We start from the raw sequence: 17,075 nt of genomic DNA, 5'->3' as shown, positions 1-17,075 counted from the left end.
TGATTGATAAAACTCAATAGTGCTTACCCCGAAGGAGCTGCCGAGTGCAACGAGGCTGCGATCTTTTCCCAGACACTTAAGTTTCAAGCGAAAGATAAAGATCAAAAGATCGCAGCCTTCGGCAACTCCTACGTAACCGGACATAGAACGACCATGACCCTCAAGCAAATCCGCGCCTTCCTCGCCGTGGCCCAGAGCCTGAGCTTCGCCGTGGCCTGCGAGCGGCTGCACCTGTCCCAGTCGGCCCTGAGCCTGACCATCAAGGCCCTGGAAGAAGGCCTCGGTGGCCGCCTGTTCAGCCGCAACACCCGTAACGTGGCGCTGACCCCCGAAGGTGAGTCCTTGCTGCCCCTGGCCCGCCGGCTGGTGGCCGACTGGGACAACGCCGAGGATGAAATGCGCCAGCGCTTCACCTTGCAGCGCGGTCGCGTGACGTTGGCGGCGATGCCGTCGTTTGCCGGCAACCTGCTGCCGCCGATCCTCAAGACCTTCCGCGCCCGCTATCCGAATGTCAACGTCACGGTCAACGACGTGATCAACGAACAGGTGCTGGAAATGGTTCGTGATCGTCATGTGGAACTGGGCGTGGCGTTCGAACCGATGCAGGGTTCATCGTTGGCGTTCACGCCCTTGTATCTCGATCGCTTCGTCGCGGTGGTGCCGCTGGACTCGCCGCTTGCCCAGCGCGACGAAATCCACTGGGAAACCTTGCTGGAGCAGCCATTCATCACGTTGCAACGACCCTCCACCGTTCGGGTGATGCTGGAGGAGCATCTGCAGGCCCGAGGTATGAAACTGCCCGTGGAGTTCGAGAGCCATCAACTGGCGACCGTCGGGCGGATGGTCGCCAGCGGCCTGGGCGTCAGTGCCGTGCCGGCCCTGTGTGTCGGGCAGATGCATGAGCTGGGGGCCCGCTGCATCACGTTGAGCGATCCGGTGATCGAACGGGCCATCGGGGTGCTGACCAAGCCGGGGCATGAGCTGTCGGCGGCGGCGCAGGCGCTGTTCGATACGCTGAGGGATCAGGAATTGCCCGTACGGTTGATATCGAAGTAACCACAATCCCTGTGGGAGCGGGCTTGCTCGCGAAAGCGGTGGGTCAGCTACGCAGATATCGACTGACCCACCGCCTTCGCGAGCAAGCCCGCTCCCACAGAGGGTATTGCGTGGTATCAGATCAGCAGTGGCAGCAGTTCTTCGCACGGTACTTCGACCTTCAAGTCCAGCAACTCATCAGCCCGGGTCTTGCCTCGGTTGATCGCCAGCAGCGGCTTGCCCTGGTCCTTGATTGCCCGGCACAGGCGGAACGCCGAATACGCCATCAACGATGAGCCCACCACCAACAGCCCATCTGCCTGTTCCACCGCCAGGGTGGCGCGGGTCGCGGTGGCGGCGGCGACGTTTTCACCGAAGAAAACCACATCGGGCTTCAAGCGTTCGCCCTCGCAATGGGGGCAACGGGGCACCTGGAAGCGCGCCTCGAACGCCGGGTCGAGCAGGGTGTCGCCGTCGGGTGCCTGCACCGCATCGACGCCCGCCAGGTAAGGGTTTTCAGCTTCCATCAAGTGTTGAATCTGCTGTCGCTCGCTGCGCTGGCCGCAGTCCAGGCACAGCACACGGTGCAGGCTGCCGTGCAGTTCGATGACGCCTTGGCTCCCGGCCTGGTCGTGCAAGGCGTCGACATTCTGGGTAATCAGGCCACTGATGCGGGCCTGTCCCTGCAACGCCGCCAAGGCCTCGTGGGCCTGGTTCGGACGGGCTTGACGCAGGCGTGTCCAGCCCAGCATCGCTCGCGCCCAATAGCGCCGTCGCGCCTCGGGTTTGGCGAGGAACTCCTGGTACATCATCGGTTGCTTGCCCCGCCGCACGCCGTCGCTGTCGCGGTAGTCGGGAATGCCGGACGGGGTGCTGATTCCCGCGCCGGTCAGCACCAGGAAACGGCGCCCGGCCATGTACTGCTGCAGTTGTTCGACGGGGTCACGCTGAAGATCGTCGGGCATGTGGGTTCTCCGCTGGCCTGGAATCGTTGAGGTTAGCAGCGGGCTTGCCGCACGCCTTTCGTCGCCCTGCGCAGGTGTTTCTTCAAACTTTCCGCGGGCGTGGGACATCCACCTTATGTGCGCTATCTCAAAGCTCTCGCACTGCAGTGCGCCAATGACACTGATAAGGAGAACGCAATGGCAACCCCTAAAGAGAACCTGCTGGATTGGCTCAACGATGCCCATGCCATGGAACAGCAAGCGGAGAAAATGCTCAAGGCCCAGGCCGAGCGCCTGGAACATTACCCGGTCCTCAAGGCCCGGATCGAACAGCACATCGAGGAGACGCTCGGGCAGCAAAAGTTGGTGGAACAGTGCATCCAGCGTTTGGGCGGTAGCCCGTCGATGCTCAAGGACATGGCCGGCAAGCTGATGGCGTTCGGTCAAGCCATGGGCGGCATGGCGATGAGTGACGAAGTGGTCAAGGGCGCCATGAGTGGCTACGTCTTCGAGAACCTGGAGATCGCGTCCTACACCGTGTTGATCGAGGCGGCGAAAGTGGCCGGCGATGTGGAAACCCAAAGGGCTTGCGAGCAGATTCTGCCCCAGGAAATCGCCATGGCTGAATGGCTGCGCGATCACCTGCCGCAGATTACCGCAGCGTTCCTGGAACGTTCGGCCAATCCGCATACCGAAGCCAAGCGCTGAGGTGAAAAGTGTGGCGCGGCCCGACCGCGCCAAACCTGCCGTCAAAAGAAAAGAGGACAGGTATGAAGCAGACCACCGGCAAGGTAAGAGCCATCAATCGACAGAGCGCCAGGGTGGGTGTCTACGTTTCGGAAGAGGAGGGCCACACAGTGCTTGAACTGGGGCCCGCCAATGACGTCGACATCGGCGATGTCATGGAATGGGACACAACGGCCCTTGGCACCCAGACGTATCGCAACCGGACCAAAGGTTGGACCGATGAGGTGTATGTAGCGAAGCACGGCGTCGCGGCGGCCAACCTGGAGGTTCAATTACTGGTGGGATCGTGACAACACCCGGTCCTCAGGAGGACGAACATGAGCGAACTGCGTTGTGGCTGCCCCGGCTGCCATTGCGAGGTAGATCCCGAGCGGGTGTTCAATCATGACGGCGAGGCCTATTGCAGCCAGGCCTGCGCAGAACAACACCCCAATGGCGAGCCGTGTCCGTCGGCGGATTGTCATTGCGAACGAAGTGGCAAGGTCGGCGAGCGGGACATTACCAACAACCAACTGGATGAAGCACTGGAAGAAACGTTCCCCGCCAGTGACCCGATTTCACCCTGACATTGCTCTATCCGGGCATCGGCGACAGGGTGCCCGGACACCGCAAGCCGGTCAGTGCGGTGGTGCAAGACAACACCGGCAGCCCGCGAGTTTTGGCTTCCTGGAACGGCGCGAGGCTTGGGTGACGAGACCGGTGCAATGGGGTGCCGGCGCCACCGGGCCCTTGGCGGACAGCGTGGAAAGACACGCACTGTTTTTTAATGTTAAAGGCGGGGCCATTGTGGGAGCGGGCTTGCTCGCGAAGACGGCGGCACAGCCAACCTATATGCCAGCAGGTCCACCGCCTTCGCGAGCAAGCCCGCTCCCACAGGTTTCTTCGTTGGACGAAGTTTCGATATTTAACACTGCCAATCAATCGCCGCTTGTTTAATAGGCTGGCACAATAAATACCCGGGCAGTGGGGATATAAATAAGGGTGTTGACCGTTCGTCGCCGTTTGCAGCTCTTTTTTAAAACCTTAACGGCGTCAAATTTTCCGAATAGGACGAGCCAACAGGTTCGTTGACATCAACTAACGAGGTGAATGAAATGGCTAACACAGGTAATAACAACCCTGGCAATTTCGCTAACGATCGTGAGAAGGCATCGGAAGCCGGGAAAAAAGGCGGCCAGGCGTCGGGCGGCAACTTTGCCAACGATCCGGAACGCGCATCCGAGGCTGGACGCAAGGGTGGCCAGGCGTCGGGCGGTAACTTCGCCAACGACCCGGAACGTGCTGCAGAGGCTGGCCGCAAAGGCGGGCAAGCCTCGGGTGGTAATTTTGCCAACGACCCTGAGCGGGCTTCGGAAGCCGGCCGCAAAGGTGGCCAGGCGTCGGGTGGCAACTTTGCCAACGACCGGGAAAAAGCCTCCGAAGCTGGCAAGAAAGGCGGTGAAAACAGCCACGGTGGCGGTCGTAAATCGTAATGTCCCGTGGTCTCGCAGGTCCCGTGTCGTTGGCATGGGACCTGTTCCGGCCTTGATATTAAAAGTCGGGTATTTCATGCCCGGCTTCGCTGCGCTATTGATTGTTCAAGAGATGGGTGAGGGGGTTTGAGTTGCAATTAACCACTCGTCTTCCGTCTTGAATAAAAACTAAATTTTATTCATTTAACTTCTTCAGATTTTCATGAGCCTGCCGGTCGGCAGTGTGCTCATGAAGTGTGCCTGAGCGAGGAGTTCAATCATGTTTCTACATAACAAACGATTGCAGTACACCGTGCGTGTCGCTGAGCCTAATCCTGGACTCGCCAACCTGCTGCTCGAGCAGTTCGGTGGCGCCCAGGGGGAATTGGCGGCGGCGTCGCGTTATTTCACCCAGGCCTTGTCCGAGGACGATCCAGGGCGCAAGGATCTGCTGATGGACATTGCCACCGAAGAACTCAGTCATCTGGAAGTGATCGGCTCGATCATCGTCATGTTGAACAAGGGCGCCAAGGGCAAGATGGCTGAAGGGGTGGAGAAGGAGGGCCAACTGTACCGGGACATCAACGGTGCCGGTAACGACTCTCATATCACCAGCCTCCTGTACGGTGCCGGCTCGCCATTAACCAATTCCGCCGGCGTGCCGTGGACTGCCGCTTATGTGGACACGATCGGTGAGCCGACGGCAGACATGCGTTCCAACATCGCCGCTGAAGCCCGGGCAAAAATTGTCTATGAGCGATTGATGAACGTCACTGACGACCCGGGGGTAAAGGAAGCGTTGGGCTTTTTGATGACCCGTGAAATCGCCCATCAGTTGTCGTTCGAAAAAGCCTTGCATGCCATCCAGCCCAACTTCCCACAAGGTAAGCTGCCCGGCATGCCGGAGTTCACCAACGTGTATTTCAACATGTCCCAGGGTGAGCCTACCGTGCGTGGTCCATGGAACCAGGGCGAGGACTGGGAGTTCGTCGAGAATCCGGTTCCGGCGGTCGACGGTGGCGATGGCCTGGCCAGCGTCCAGTTGAGTGAAAAGGACGAAGCACTGTTGATGGACATGAAGGCGCGGACGATGTCCAACCCTGAAAGCAACCCCACCACAGGCGCCGACTTGGGTTCGGGGATGCAAGGTGACAAACTGTAAACAAATGGCGAGGGAGGCGACTCCCTCGCCTGATATTTCGAGCCAAGACCCGTAAGGACATTCGATGGACCAGCCCACTTCCCGGATTCGATCGCCCTGGCGCACTTGGCTGAACCCCGTGCAAGAGAATCTCTTGTTGGGGGTTACGTTCTGGCTCGGGCTGGCATTGGTGGCCGCGTTGTTGCTCTACAGTGGCTACAACGCCTTGGTTGGCGCCAATCGTCAAAACCTCGGCTACGCCGTGCTGGGCGGAACATCGGGTTTTGCCGCCACCGCCCTGGGGGCGATGATGGCGGTGGTGCTGCGGGATATCTCCTCGCGTACCCAGGACATTATGCTGGGGTTTGCCGCCGGCATGATGCTCGCCGCCAGTTCGTTTTCATTGATCCTGCCGGGCATCGAGGCGGCACAGATTATCTGTGGCAATCAGTTGCTCGCCGCGTTTGTCGTGGTGGTGGGCCTGGGGCTGGGCGTGGCCCTGATGATCGGCCTGGACCGTTTCGTGCCGCACGAACATGAACTCAGTGGCCGGCGTGGTCCCCAGGCCGAGCGGATCAATCGTGTCTGGTTGTTTGTACTGGCCATCACCCTGCACAACTTGCCGGAAGGCATGGCCATCGGCGTCAGTTTTGCCGACGGCGATTTCAAGGTCGGTTTGCCCCTGACCACCGCCATTGCCATCCAGGACATTCCCGAGGGCCTGGCCATTGCCATGGCGCTGCGCGTCACCGGTATCAGCACCTTGCGTGCCGCGCTCATCGCGGTCGGTTCAGGGCTGATGGAGCCACTGGGGGCGGTGATCGGCCTGGGCATGTCGTCGGGCGTGGCCGTCGCGTACCCCATCAGCCTGGGGCTGGCGGCGGGGGCGATGATCTTCGTGGTCTCCCACGAGGTGATTCCCGAGACCCATCGCAACGGCCATGAAACCCCGGCCACCCTCGGCTTGATGATGGGCTTTGCGGTGATGATGTTTCTCGACACGGCGTTGGGTTGAGCGCGTCACCGATACCCTCTGTCAACGTTTCGGCAAATTTCTGGAACATCCGAAATTTCCCCTGGGTCAGTGTTGATGACAGGTGAAGCCGCCTCTGCCGGCTTCACCCCATCAACCTTTCGAGGCTCGCCTTCTGAACAGAGGAAGATTGAAATGGCCAGAAAAACCGTGACAGACCTGTTCATCCACGAACTGTCCGATGTCTACAGTGCTGAAAAACAGATCACCCGTGCCTTGCCGCGCATGGCTCGGGCCACCACCAACCCTTTGCTCGCACAAGCCTTTCACGATCACCTTGAGGAAACCCAAGGCCAGATTGAGCGCATCGATACCCTCGTCGAAGTGGCGGGGATCAAGCTCAAGCGCATGAAATGCATCGCCATGGAAGGACTGGTGGAAGAGTCCAAGGAGCTGATCGAGGAAATCGAAAAAGGCGCGGTGCTCGATGCGGGTTTGATCGGCGCGGCGCAGAAAGTCGAGCACTACGAAATCGCCAGTTACGGCACCTTGATCGCCATGGCCAAGCACCTGAAGCTGGGCGATGAAGTGGTCGGCCTGCTGTTGGCGACCCTCAAGGAAGAAAAAGCCACCGACGAGAAACTCTCGAAGATTGCCGAGCAGGGCGGCAACCAGGCGGCGACGATGGAGTCCTGAGTTCGACGTCGCGTTTTTGTGGCGAGGGAGCTTGCTCCCGCTGGACTGCGCAGCAGTCCCAGGTTTTGGGGTTGAACGCAGAAATTCTTGGGGCTGCTTCGCACCCCAGCGGGAGCAAGCTCCCTCGCCACAGGTCTACGTGAATCGGGCATCAGTGCCCATTTTTTTTGCCGTAAAAACCCATCAAGCGGCTTCAACGACCACACAGCGTCCAGCCTTCAAACTCGTTGGAACTAGCCCGCATCGCGTCCCGTCATTTGTTCTGAGAGGCACTTATCCAGGCATCGCTTAGCGACTGCCTGTTGTTGAGTTTTTCATCACGGAGGCGATGGACAGACATGACTATCCCGGACAACAACCCCGAGCGACAAAGCGGCACTTCAAGCCAAGGTCGGCCTGAGGAATCCCTGAACCACATCAAGGAGGACGTGAACGAAGCGATCGGCAGCGCTCGCGAGAAGGCCGATGCGCATTTCGGCCAATACCGCGATACCGCGGCGGACCAGATCGATGCCTTGGCGCGTGGCGCCAAATCCGCCATGTCGGAGCTCGAAGCCAACGACACCCTCGGCTTATCCCATTATCTGGCGGACATGGCCGATTGCATGAGCGGCCTGGCCGGCAAATTGCGCAACAAGAGTGCCGAACAGTTGCTGCATGACGGTTCTCGCCTGGCGCGGGACAACCCCGGTCTGTTCCTCGCCGGCAGCATCGCGGTGGGCTTTGGGCTGTCGCGATTCCTCAAGGCCGGTGCCTCGCCGGTCGCCACCGAGGCCGACGAACCCGCCGCCGGCCATTCAAACCCACCCGCCGGAGGATTCGGCGCCCAGCGGCCTTTTGAATCGACCCCTGATCCCATCGGCCCCGGTGCCGCTACCCGCAGCGGCCTGGCTACCGGTGTCACCCCGACCTCACCGAGTGTTCAGGACCATCCCAGTGATTCAGCCACCGGCTCGCTGCCGGGTTCGGCCAATACCAGAGGAGAATTGTGATGAACCGACCAGACCCGGATATGCAGCGTACCGCCAGCGCCTCGACGCCCGAAAGCGATGCCTCGGTCATGGGGTTGCTCAGGCAATTGACCCACGAAGTCCCCTCGCTCTTCACCAAGGAATTGGCGCTGGCCAAGGCTGAATTCCAGGCGAGCCTCAACACGCTCAAGGCGGGCATTGCTGCGGTGGCCGGTGGCGCCATGGTGCTCATGGCCGGCTTCATCATCCTGTTGATGGCGGTGGTGTATGGCCTGAGTACGATGATGGCGCCCTGGCTGGCCGCGCTGATCGTCGGCGTCGTGGTCATGATCATTGGTTTTGTCATGGTCCAGTCGGGCAAGAAACAGTTCGAACCGTCCCACTTCAAGCCTGACCGAACGCTCGATGCCTTGAACAAAGATCAGGAAGCCCTGCGGAGGAAAGCCTCATGAAGGATGAATTCAAAACCGAATCCGAAAAGAGCCCAGAGACCATCGAGCGCGAAATCGACGAGCAGCGCGCCCATATCAGCCATATCGTCGACGCCTTGGGCAGCAAGTTCACGCCAGGGCAAATGCTGGATCAGGCCCTGGGGCTCGTGAAGGGAAATGGCGCCGAGTTTTTCGGCAACCTGGGCACTACGGTGCGCAACAACCCGGTACCCACCGTGTTGACCACGGTTGGCTTGTGCTGGCTGATGCTCGGCCAGAACCATCCGCCGCGGGTCGGTTATCGCGTCGGGCCGGACCAGGATTCCAGCGGTTGGAGCGAAGGGCTTGCCGGTGGCCTGGACAGTGCCCGGGAACACCTGCACAGCAGCAGTGATTCATTGCGCGAAGGCTTTCACCATCTCAAGGACAAAGCTGCGCACCTGGCGGACGACGTGGGCGCCAGCGCCCGGCATGCCCGGCACAGCGCTCATCAGGCGGGCGAGCGCATGGCCCAAGGGTCGCAGCACTTGGGCGATGAGTTCAGCCGTCTGCTCAAAGAGCAGCCGTTGATGATGGCGGCGGCGGGTATCGCCCTCGGGGCGATGCTGGGCGCGGCGTTGCCCAGCACCTCTACCGAACAGCGAACGATGGGCAAGACCAGCGCCGACCTGGCCGACAAGGTCAAGCGCACTGCGCGGGAGGGTTATGAAACGGTGCGCGATACGGTGAGCAAAACCACCGAACACCGTGACGAGCCCGCCGTCACGCCGGCCAACGGGCGGGCCCACTCCGGCGCGGATATGTCCGGCGGGCTGGGCACTTCGTAGGCGCACGCGAGGTGCGGCGCAGGGCGATCTGCGCCGCACCTGTCAACCTTGACAGTAGCCTCGATCACCGTTCGGTTATTTCATGGGCCGTACACCCTTCTCAAGGAGGCAGCACATGAAACGTCAGATCCCGTTCACCGGCCGTCTGATCTTCATCGGCTTCGGCTCCATCGCCCGGGCCACGTTGCCCTTGCTGCTGGGGCAGGATCACGTCGAGATCAAGCAGATCACCGTCATCGCACCGGTGATCGACCACAACATCTGGTTCAAGGAGCGGGGAATCCGTTTTATCCCCAAGGCCCTGACCCGAAAAACCTATGCACAAATCCTCGATCGCTTCGTCAAGCGTGGTGATTTCATCGTCAACCTGTCCGTCGAGGTCAGCTCCCTGGACCTCATGGCGTACGCGTTCGAGAAGGGCGCGCTGTACCTCGACACCTGCGTCGAGCCGTGGGCGGGAGGCTACGAGGATCCGCACCTGGACCTTTCCCATCGGACCAATTACGCATTGCGCTATCAAGTGCTGGGCCTGCGCAAAAAACTGGGCAGAGGCCCGACGGCAATGGTGGCCCATGGCGCCAATCCCGGTTTGATCACCCATTTGCTCAAGGCCGGGCTGGTTGAACTGGCGACGCAATTGAAGCAGCCGCTGCCGCAAAAACCGGGCGGTGTGGACTGGGCCAGGCTGAGCATGGCGTTGGGGATCAAGGTCATTCATTTTGCCGAGCGCGACAGCCAACGCTCCCAGCGTCCCAAGGAAGACGACGAGTTCGTCAACACCTGGTCGGTGGAGGGGTTCATCAGCGAGGGCCGTCAGCCGGCCGAGTTGGGGTGGGGGTCCCATGAACGGACTTGGCCAGCGGCTGCCCGGCGTCATGGTTTCGGGAGCCGCAACGCGATCTATCTGGAACGCCCGAGCGCCAGCGTCTTGATCAAGACCTGGACGCCGGTGGGCGGGCCGTGCCTGGGGCTGATGATCACCCACCACGAAACCGCTTCGACGGCCGATTTGCTGACCGTGAAGGACCAGCGCAAGTTGGTGTATCGACCGACCCTGCATTACGCCTATCACCCCTGCAACGATGCATGGCTTTCTGTCCATGAGCTGATCGGTCGTGGCTGGGAAACCCAGGCCCGGCAGCGGATCCTCAACGGCGAAATCGACCCCGGTGGGGTGGATGCCTTGGGGGTCTTGTTGATGGGGCATGAAATGAACGCCTACTGGTTTGGTTCGGTGTTGAGCATTGACGAGGCGAGGGCCCTGGTGCCCTTCAATAACGCCACCAGCCTGCAAGTGGCGGCCGGTGTCATGGCGGGAATCGTCTGGGCCATTGAACATCCGGATCGTGGCATCGTCGAGCCGGAACAAATGGACTATGAATGCGTGCTGGAAGTCGCCCGGCCTTACCTGGGGACGTTGGTGGGCAAGTGCACCGATTGGACGCCGACCGGTGCCCTTCACAAGGCTCGCGGGGATGGTGCGGCCGATGATTGGCAATTCGAGCATTTCACCCGGTTCTGAATGAGCGGCTGAGCGACACCAATCCCCTGTGGGAGCGAGCCTGCTCGCGATAGCGGTGGTTCAGTTACAAGAATGTTGACTGACACGACGCCATCGCGAGCAGGCTCGCTCCCACAGGGAACCGCGGTGTATTTGGCGTGTTTGGGCCGGATCCCTGTTCATCGCGACCTATACTCACCCCCATGGATTACAGGAATCCGGGGGGCGCGACTTTGCGGCGTTCGCTGATGTTGGCCGTTGTGCTCGTTCTGGCGGGGTGCGCCACGCCACAGCGCGGTCCACCGGTTGCCACGGTGATGATTGCCCAGGACACCTGGCGACAGGTAGACCAGCAGATCATCGCGGCGTCGAAGAGCGCCCTCGAACAGGCGGCCGTCTATGCATGCGGGTCGATGGAGCATTGGCGCGTGTTGGTGTATGAACGCACCGAGGCTGAATTCATCCCCTGGTTCAGCAGCTACTGGACCCAGGAATGGCTGGCGGTGAAGGTCAGCTGGTACGCGGCCAGTGCCGAGGGCGAGGCGGATTCTTCGGCCAAGCGCCTGGCGGTTTACCTGCAGGAGCAATATCGCGAGAAGGTGCTGGCGCCGGTGGCGGTGGAAATCGATCCCGAGGCGATCAGGGCCAACGCGACGGGCTACTACATCCGTCAGCTCAATCAACAGGCCCAGGTCATCGCCCAGCGGCATCGAATCCCGAACGAGCTGATGAACCGACGCCTGCATGGCATCCCTGCCATCCGCCTGGGTCCGCCGGCGGCGCGTGATGCTTCGTTGTACGAAATGGTTCACGCCGAGCCGCTGAATACCTTGCCGGCCTATGCGGCCCTGATCGATCACGTCGACAAGGCTGCAAGCACGGGGGCCGGGCCATCGGAGGCGGTGATCGCAACCGTGGCGCAACGCACCAGCGAAAAAATCGAGGCCCAGTTCGCCACGCGTGGGGCAACCGGTGCGGCGGCGGCCGTGGCCGGGAAGGCGGCCGGGGCGTTGATTTCGGTGGGCGTGGCGGGTATTCGCGCGATCATCCACGAGGGTGAGCGGCCGGAAATGGAGGCGCAGATCCGCAAGAGCCTGAGCGCGGCGTTCGACGAAGCCTGGTTCAAGTCACTCAAGCATCCCCTCAGCGGCGTGATGGCACCGGTGTATTACCTGGACGAGGAAATCAAAGGCAACCTGGTGGAGGCGGACCTGGCCAATCGAGCGGTGGTCTTGCCGGACCTCAAGCCATGACGGGCCGACTCATTCCGAGCCGAGGGTGACGCGACAACCCTTGCGATGGCGGATCTGTTCGTCCGATGGACGCTCCTTGATGAACTCGAAGCGCGGTTCGCCTTCGCTGTAGATCACCAGCCAGCCCCATTCCAGTTCGCTTTCATCCTGCCCGGGCTGGGGCGGCGAGGCCCACCAGGGTTCTTTTTGCATGATCTGACGCATCGTCTACTCCTGCCGATTGATCCTTTGAACTATAGACCGCTCGATTCGACGACCAGCGTCACTGAAAGCGCTTGCATTCATTGCGGCGAACACGGCTGTTGTGGCGAGGGAGCTTGCTCCCGCTGGGGCGCGTAGCGGCCCTGATCCATCCACTCGGTCCGTCAGGTTGCAGCGATCATCGATGGGGCTGTTTCACAGCCCAGCGGGAGCAAGCTCCCTCGCCATTTTTTTTCCTCGCAACTCAGTGTGCTCTGACCCCGCCCACCAGCGTCTAGCGTCTGTATCCCCGCACTCGAACGGGGAATGACTGGACCCCGCGCATATGCAAGCACTGTTGAACGAGATCCTCGATGCGGTTCGCCCCCTGATCGGTCAGGGCAAGGTCGCAGACTACATTCCTGCCCTGGGCACCGTGGTGCCCAATCAGTTGGGCATTGCCGTGTACGGCAATGATGGCGAGTTGTATTACGCCGGCGACGCTGAAACAGCGTTTTCAGTGCAGAGTATTTCCAAGGTGTTCAGCCTGGTGCAGGCCATCGGGCATTCCGGCGAAGCGATCTGGGAGCGCCTGGGCCATGAGCCCTCCGGCCAGCCTTTCAACTCCCTGGTGCAATTGGAATTCGAGCGCGGCCGCCCGCGGAACCCGTTCATCAATGCCGGCGCGTTGGTGATCTGCGATATCAACCAGTCCCGCTTCGCCGCGCCAGCGCTGTCGATGCGCGATTTCGTGCGCCGCCTGTCGGGTAACCCACAGGTGATGGTGGACGGCAAGGTCGCCGAGTCGGAGTACCAGCACCGCGCCCGCAACGCGGCGATGGCGTATCTGATGCAATCGTTCGGCAACTTCCACAATGACGTGGAAGCGGTGCTGCGCAGTTATTTCAGCCACTGCGCCCTGCGGATGAGCTGCATCGACCTGGCGCGGGCGTTCTGCTTCCTGGCCAACGACGGGTTCTGCAAACACAGCGGCGAACAGATCCTCAGCGCCCGGCAGACCCAACAGGTCAATTCCATCATGGCCACCAGCGGTCTGTACGATGAAGCCGGCAATTTCGCTTATCGCGTCGGCCTGCCGGGCAAGAGTGGTGTCGGTGGCGGGATAGTCGCCGTGGTGCCGGGCCGGTTCACCGTCTGCGTCTGGTCGCCGGAACTCAACGCCGCCGGCAACTCCCTGGCCGGCATGGCGGCGCTGGAGATGATGAGCCAGCGCATTGGCTGGTCGGTGTTCTAGTCCCGTCTCACAAAAAAAGGGCCCGCTCCTGGTTCAGGCGCGGGCCCTTTTGTTAGGGGATTTCAGCAGAGGCGGTCGATAACCCGGACCTCGGACGTGTTCTGCATCGACTGCCAGGCCTGGGTCAGCGTTTGCAGCACGCGGCCCATGAAGTCTTTGTCAGCCGCGGCCTTCTTGCCCACGTAGCCCTGGCCACGGCGGTACATCTTCAGCCGGGCGCACAGCTCTTGCGTGTTCTTTTCGAACTCGTCTTCTTGGGTGTAGGGCGACAGGCAGTCCATACGCACCTGGCCAGTCTTGCTGATCCACAGGATATGGCTGTCCAGTGTGTCCTTGTGTGCGGCGAACATGCGAGCCAGTTCATCAATAGATGGTTGATTATTCAGATTCATGTGTAAGCCCCTTGACCATTTGGTTGATCTGTCTGGTGGTTCGCAAAAACTTCGCTACTCGGTAAGTGCCTGCCTGCTACCGAAACCAGGCCGTCAGCGTTCGTCCGCCTGACTTCGACGGGGTCGTGCATCGGTTGTGTAGTGTTATCGAAGGGCTGCTACGCAAATGCGCTACAACGAAGAGAAACAGCGAAGAATCTCAGGCAGTGTCAACTTTCGAGGGTCGACCACGCGCGTCATGAGGATCTTCGCTAGCGTTTCTCGTCCTTGTTACCGGACGGTCATGCCAGGTCAGCACCTTCAATCTGCCTTGTGGGCAGTCCCTTATCCAAAAAACAGCTCGGCGGTCAGACGAGCTTGCTCAAACAGTTGCCTGTACTCCCGATCGGGGAGACGTCTGCATCATGCAAGGGCAAATCGGAGGCGTCAACGGTTTTGTAGTGATTATTTTTGGTCACTACATATTGTCGGACAAAACGGTTTGGGTATGAAAAACGGTTACGAGTGATCACCTGTGGCGAGGGAGCTTGCTCCCGCTGGGCTGCGTAGCAGCCCTAAAAACCTGTCGGTGCATGAGTCAAATTGACCGAGTCGCCTGCATTGGGGTTGCTGCGCAACCCAGCGGGAGCAAGCTCCCTCGCCACAAAGGCAGCGCTTGGAATCGGCGCTGTTCAAGTGGCCTTGGCCTTGCTCGCCTTGCGCGGTGCACCGCTAGCCTTGCGCTTGGCCGGCTTGCGCTTGTTTTTCCACGGTGTTGCGCCACGCCCGGCGGGGCTGGCCGGGCCGCTGATGGTCAGGCTCATGCCCTGGCAGCGGGCGACGTGCTTGCTCATCCAGGCGGCTTGCCGGGTGACGAATTCTTCCAGGCTCATTTCTCCGCTTTGCACCATGTCCAGGGCTTGTTCCCAAATAGCGGTGGTGCCTGGGTCGGCGATGGCTCGGGGCACGGCGTCGATGAGGCTGAAGGCCGCCGGGGTGGCGGACAGGGCCTTGCCGTTTTTCACCAGGTAACCGCGGTCGAGCAGCCCTTGGATGATCGAGGCCCGGGTCGCTTCGGTGCCGATGCCGGTGGTGTCCTTGAGCTTCTGCTTGAGCAACGGGTCTTCCACCAGCTTGGCGACGTTCTTCATCGCCTTGATCAGGTCGCCTTCGGTGAAGGGCTTGGGTGGCTGGGTCCAGAGGTCCTTGGGTTTCACCTCGTCCACCGCGCAATCGCGACCTTCGGCCAATGCCGGCAGGACCTGCGGCGCCGGTGCTTCACGGCCCCTGGCCGGCGCCAGTGCTTCGGGCAGGGCGCGTTTCCAGCCGGGCTCGACGATCTGCTTGCCCACGGCACGCAGCGCCTGGCCGGCACAGTCGAAGTCGGCCTGGGTCCGGTCGTATTCGTGGTTGGGCAGGAACTGCGCCAGGTAGCGCGCGCGAATCAGCGTATAGACCGCGCGCTGCTTGCCGGCGAGTTTGTCCAGGTTCCTGGCGGCGGCGGTGGGAATAATGCCGTGGTGGGCGCTGACCTTGGCGTCGTTCCAGGCCCGGGACTTGCGCTGCGCCTGCAAATGCTCGCGCAGTGGCGCGAGGCTGGGGTCGGCCTGGGCAAGGGCGGCCAGGATGGCCGGTGCTTCGCTGTGCTGGCTCAAGGGCAGGAAACCGCAATCGCTGCGCGGATAGGTGATGAGCTTGTAGGTCTCGTAGAGCGACTGGGCGATGTCCAGGGTTTCCTGGGCGCCGAGGCCGAGCTTCTTCGAGCAGACTTCCTGCAGGGTGCCCAGGTCGAAGGGCAACGGCGCCGCTTCGCGCAGGCGCTCGGTACGCACTTTCAGCGTCCGGGCGGTGGTGGCGTTGCCCATGGCCTGGGCGGCGTCCCGGGCCAGGGCCTGGTTCAGGCAGCGCTCCTGGTCGTCGCAGGCATCCGGGTCGGCGCGCCACTGGGCGGTAAACGCCGTGCCGTCGTGGCTGAGCTGCACGTCGATGGCCCAATAGGCGACGGGCACGAAGTGGGCGATGCTGCGGTCGCGGTCCACCACCAGTCGCAGCGTCGGTGTCTGCACGCGACCGACCGGCAACACGCCCTGGTAGCCGGACTGGCGCCCCAGCAACGTGAACAGGCGACTCATGTTCATGCCGATCAACCAGTCGGCCCGGGAGCGACCCAGGGCCGAGTGATACAGGTTGAAGGTTTCGACCCCCGGTTTGAGGGCGGCCAGGGCCTTGCGGATCGACGCTTCGTCCAGGGCCGACAACCATAACCGCTGGATCGGCCCGCGATAACGGCAATGTTCTACCAGCTCCCGGGCGATCATTTCGCCCTCACGGTCGGCGTCGGTGGCGATCACCAGTTCTTTCGCTTCTCCCAACAGGCGCTTGACCGCCTTGTACTGGCTGGCGGTTTTCGGCTTGACGGTCATTTTCCATTGCGCCGGCACGATGGGCAGGTCGGCCAGGACCCAGCGCTTGTAGCGCGCGTCGTAGGCATCGGGTGGAGCGGTTTCCAGCAGGTGGCCGATGCACCAGGTGACCGTGATGCCCGGGCCCAGCCAGCAACCGTCGCCACGGCGCGTGGCACCGAGTACGGCGGCGATGTCCTTGGCCTGGGACGGTTTTTCACACAGGTACAGCTGCATAGCGCCCTTTTCCTGAAGCAGATTTCATGGGCTTGTAGCATGGTCACGGATGCGCGCCAGAGCAAGTTTTATCTGTATGGATATACAGATATAAGCGTTGCGCTGCGTTGCCAAGGTGGCTGGCGTGACATTCGGCGCTCGGTTGGCACGCAGAATGAATTTCTCTAAAGGGTATCGCTCATAACTTCAAGGCGGTTGAAGCCGCAAAGCAGGTTTACGAGGTCAAGGAGAGTCACTTTCATGAATTCGATGCCAAATGGCGACGGCCAGGCGACTACACGTTTGATTCTCGTTGTGGAAGATGATCCAACCATTCTGGAGTTCCTCTGTGAAATCCTCGAGGAAGAAGGGTTCGTCGTGGAGCCTCGGGAAAGCGCCGATGCGGCGTTGACGTTCCTCGAAGAAAGCGCCCACTACGTCGACCTGCTGCTCACGGATATCACCATGCCCGGCAAGATCGACGGTGCGGACCTGGCCAACCTCACGGGGGATCGCTGGCCGCAGATCCCGCTGCTGATCATGTCCGGTTTCGAGACGCCGGAAAGCGCCGGAATCAAGCACCACGCCTCGTTCATTGCCAAGCCTTGGGCGTTGGGACAGATGTTGGACCTGGTGGAGAGCACGGTGAAAAATCACTCGATCAACTGAGTGATTCCAGCG

General features: G+C 61.2%; 19 protein-coding genes. 15 read left to right on the top strand and 4 right to left on the bottom strand.

Translation table 11 applies throughout. The annotated features are described in order from the left end of the window. Window positions 1-153 precede the first annotated feature (153 nt). A complete protein-coding gene (locus M1D99_RS19875) occupies window positions 154-1,056 on the top strand; it encodes a LysR family transcriptional regulator (RefSeq protein ID WP_434571234.1) in 903 nt (300 codons plus the stop codon). Between the two features lie 116 nt (window positions 1,057-1,172). On the opposite strand, the gene M1D99_RS19870 is transcribed toward M1D99_RS19875, so the two are convergent. Continuing rightward, window positions 1,173-2,000 (bottom strand): NAD-dependent protein deacetylase, encoded by an 828-nt coding sequence (locus M1D99_RS19870; RefSeq protein WP_434571232.1) that lies wholly within the window; start codon window positions 1,998-2,000, stop codon window positions 1,173-1,175. A 177-nt stretch (window positions 2,001-2,177) separates the two neighbouring features. Here M1D99_RS19870 and M1D99_RS19865 point away from each other — a divergent pair, with 177 nt between their 5' ends. The 12 genes from M1D99_RS19865 (at window position 2,178) to M1D99_RS19810 (ending at window position 11,970) form a co-directional block, all read left to right on the top strand. Then, window positions 2,178-2,687 (top strand): ferritin-like domain-containing protein, encoded by a 510-nt coding sequence (locus tag M1D99_RS19865; protein WP_186710509.1) that lies wholly within the window; start codon window positions 2,178-2,180, stop codon window positions 2,685-2,687. Window positions 2,688-2,749: 62 nt separating this feature from the next. Further along, complete coding sequence (locus tag M1D99_RS19860; protein WP_434571230.1) at window positions 2,750-3,016, top strand: hypothetical protein; 267 nt, start codon at window positions 2,750-2,752, stop codon at window positions 3,014-3,016. 27 nt (window positions 3,017-3,043) lie between these two features. Continuing rightward, window positions 3,044-3,292 carry a metallothionein gene (locus M1D99_RS19855; RefSeq protein ID WP_186710507.1) on the top strand — a complete coding sequence of 83 codons (249 nt, stop codon included), beginning with the start codon at window positions 3,044-3,046 and terminating at the stop codon, window positions 3,290-3,292. Between the two features lie 528 nt (window positions 3,293-3,820). Next, the gene (locus M1D99_RS19850) at window positions 3,821-4,198 is read left to right on the top strand and encodes a con-10 family general stress protein (RefSeq protein WP_186710506.1); all 378 of its coding nucleotides are present in this window, start codon (window positions 3,821-3,823) and stop codon (window positions 4,196-4,198) included. Between the two features lie 259 nt (window positions 4,199-4,457). Then, window positions 4,458-5,339, top strand: coding sequence for a manganese catalase family protein (locus M1D99_RS19845; RefSeq protein WP_186710505.1), 882 nt, complete (start codon window positions 4,458-4,460; stop codon window positions 5,337-5,339). A gap of 64 nt (window positions 5,340-5,403) precedes the next feature. Next, a complete protein-coding gene (locus M1D99_RS19840; RefSeq protein WP_186710504.1) occupies window positions 5,404-6,333 on the top strand; it encodes a ZIP family metal transporter in 930 nt (309 codons plus the stop codon). Window positions 6,334-6,486: 153 nt separating this feature from the next. Then, the gene (locus M1D99_RS19835; RefSeq protein ID WP_186710503.1) at window positions 6,487-6,987 is read left to right on the top strand and encodes a YciE/YciF ferroxidase family protein; all 501 of its coding nucleotides are present in this window, start codon (window positions 6,487-6,489) and stop codon (window positions 6,985-6,987) included. A 338-nt stretch (window positions 6,988-7,325) separates the two neighbouring features. Continuing rightward, on the top strand, window positions 7,326-7,979 hold the full coding sequence (locus tag M1D99_RS19830; protein WP_186710501.1) for a hypothetical protein: 654 nt from the start codon (window positions 7,326-7,328) through the stop codon (window positions 7,977-7,979). After that, window positions 7,979-8,410, top strand: a complete 432-nt coding sequence (locus tag M1D99_RS19825; protein ID WP_186710499.1) for a phage holin family protein — start codon at window positions 7,979-7,981, stop codon at window positions 8,408-8,410. Before M1D99_RS19830 ends, M1D99_RS19825 begins: the two co-directional genes overlap by 1 nt. After that, complete coding sequence (locus M1D99_RS19820; RefSeq protein WP_434571223.1) at window positions 8,407-9,216, top strand: DUF3618 domain-containing protein; 810 nt, start codon at window positions 8,407-8,409, stop codon at window positions 9,214-9,216. The genes M1D99_RS19825 and M1D99_RS19820 overlap by 4 nt, the downstream gene beginning before the upstream one ends. Before the next feature lie 115 nt (window positions 9,217-9,331). Next, window positions 9,332-10,738, top strand: a complete 1,407-nt coding sequence (locus M1D99_RS19815; RefSeq protein WP_458130659.1) for a saccharopine dehydrogenase C-terminal domain-containing protein — start codon at window positions 9,332-9,334, stop codon at window positions 10,736-10,738. A 227-nt stretch (window positions 10,739-10,965) separates the two neighbouring features. After that, on the top strand, window positions 10,966-11,970 hold the full coding sequence (locus tag M1D99_RS19810) for a hypothetical protein (RefSeq protein ID WP_458130658.1): 1,005 nt from the start codon (window positions 10,966-10,968) through the stop codon (window positions 11,968-11,970). Between the two features lie 9 nt (window positions 11,971-11,979). On the opposite strand, the gene M1D99_RS19805 is transcribed toward M1D99_RS19810, so the two are convergent. Then, window positions 11,980-12,174, bottom strand: a complete 195-nt coding sequence (locus M1D99_RS19805) for a hypothetical protein (protein ID WP_053123348.1) — start codon at window positions 12,172-12,174, stop codon at window positions 11,980-11,982. A gap of 322 nt (window positions 12,175-12,496) precedes the next feature. On the opposite strand from M1D99_RS19805, the gene glsB reads away from it, so the two are divergent. Further along, on the top strand, window positions 12,497-13,405 hold the full coding sequence (glsB, locus tag M1D99_RS19800) for a glutaminase B (protein WP_186710491.1): 909 nt from the start codon (window positions 12,497-12,499) through the stop codon (window positions 13,403-13,405). Between the two features lie 62 nt (window positions 13,406-13,467). Here the strand turns inward: glsB and M1D99_RS19795 are convergent, their stop codons facing one another. Together M1D99_RS19795 and M1D99_RS19790 are read right to left on the bottom strand one after the other, a co-directional pair. Beyond that, the gene (locus tag M1D99_RS19795; RefSeq protein WP_186710489.1) at window positions 13,468-13,797 is read right to left on the bottom strand and encodes a hypothetical protein; all 330 of its coding nucleotides are present in this window, start codon (window positions 13,795-13,797) and stop codon (window positions 13,468-13,470) included. Between the two features lie 671 nt (window positions 13,798-14,468). After that, entirely contained in the window at window positions 14,469-16,415 is a 1,947-nt protein-coding gene (locus M1D99_RS19790; protein ID WP_458130657.1) for a DNA topoisomerase III, read from the bottom strand. A 240-nt stretch (window positions 16,416-16,655) separates the two neighbouring features. Between M1D99_RS19790 and M1D99_RS19785 the strand changes: the two genes are divergently transcribed. Further along, complete coding sequence (locus M1D99_RS19785) at window positions 16,656-17,063, top strand: response regulator (protein ID WP_411385145.1); 408 nt, start codon at window positions 16,656-16,658, stop codon at window positions 17,061-17,063. The last annotated feature ends 12 nt before the right edge of the window (window positions 17,064-17,075 follow it).

This window comes from Pseudomonas sp. R3-41 (assembly GCF_054161485.1).
Note: the sequence above shows the minus strand (reverse complement) of the source record. Positions and strands in the feature narration are given on the sequence as shown.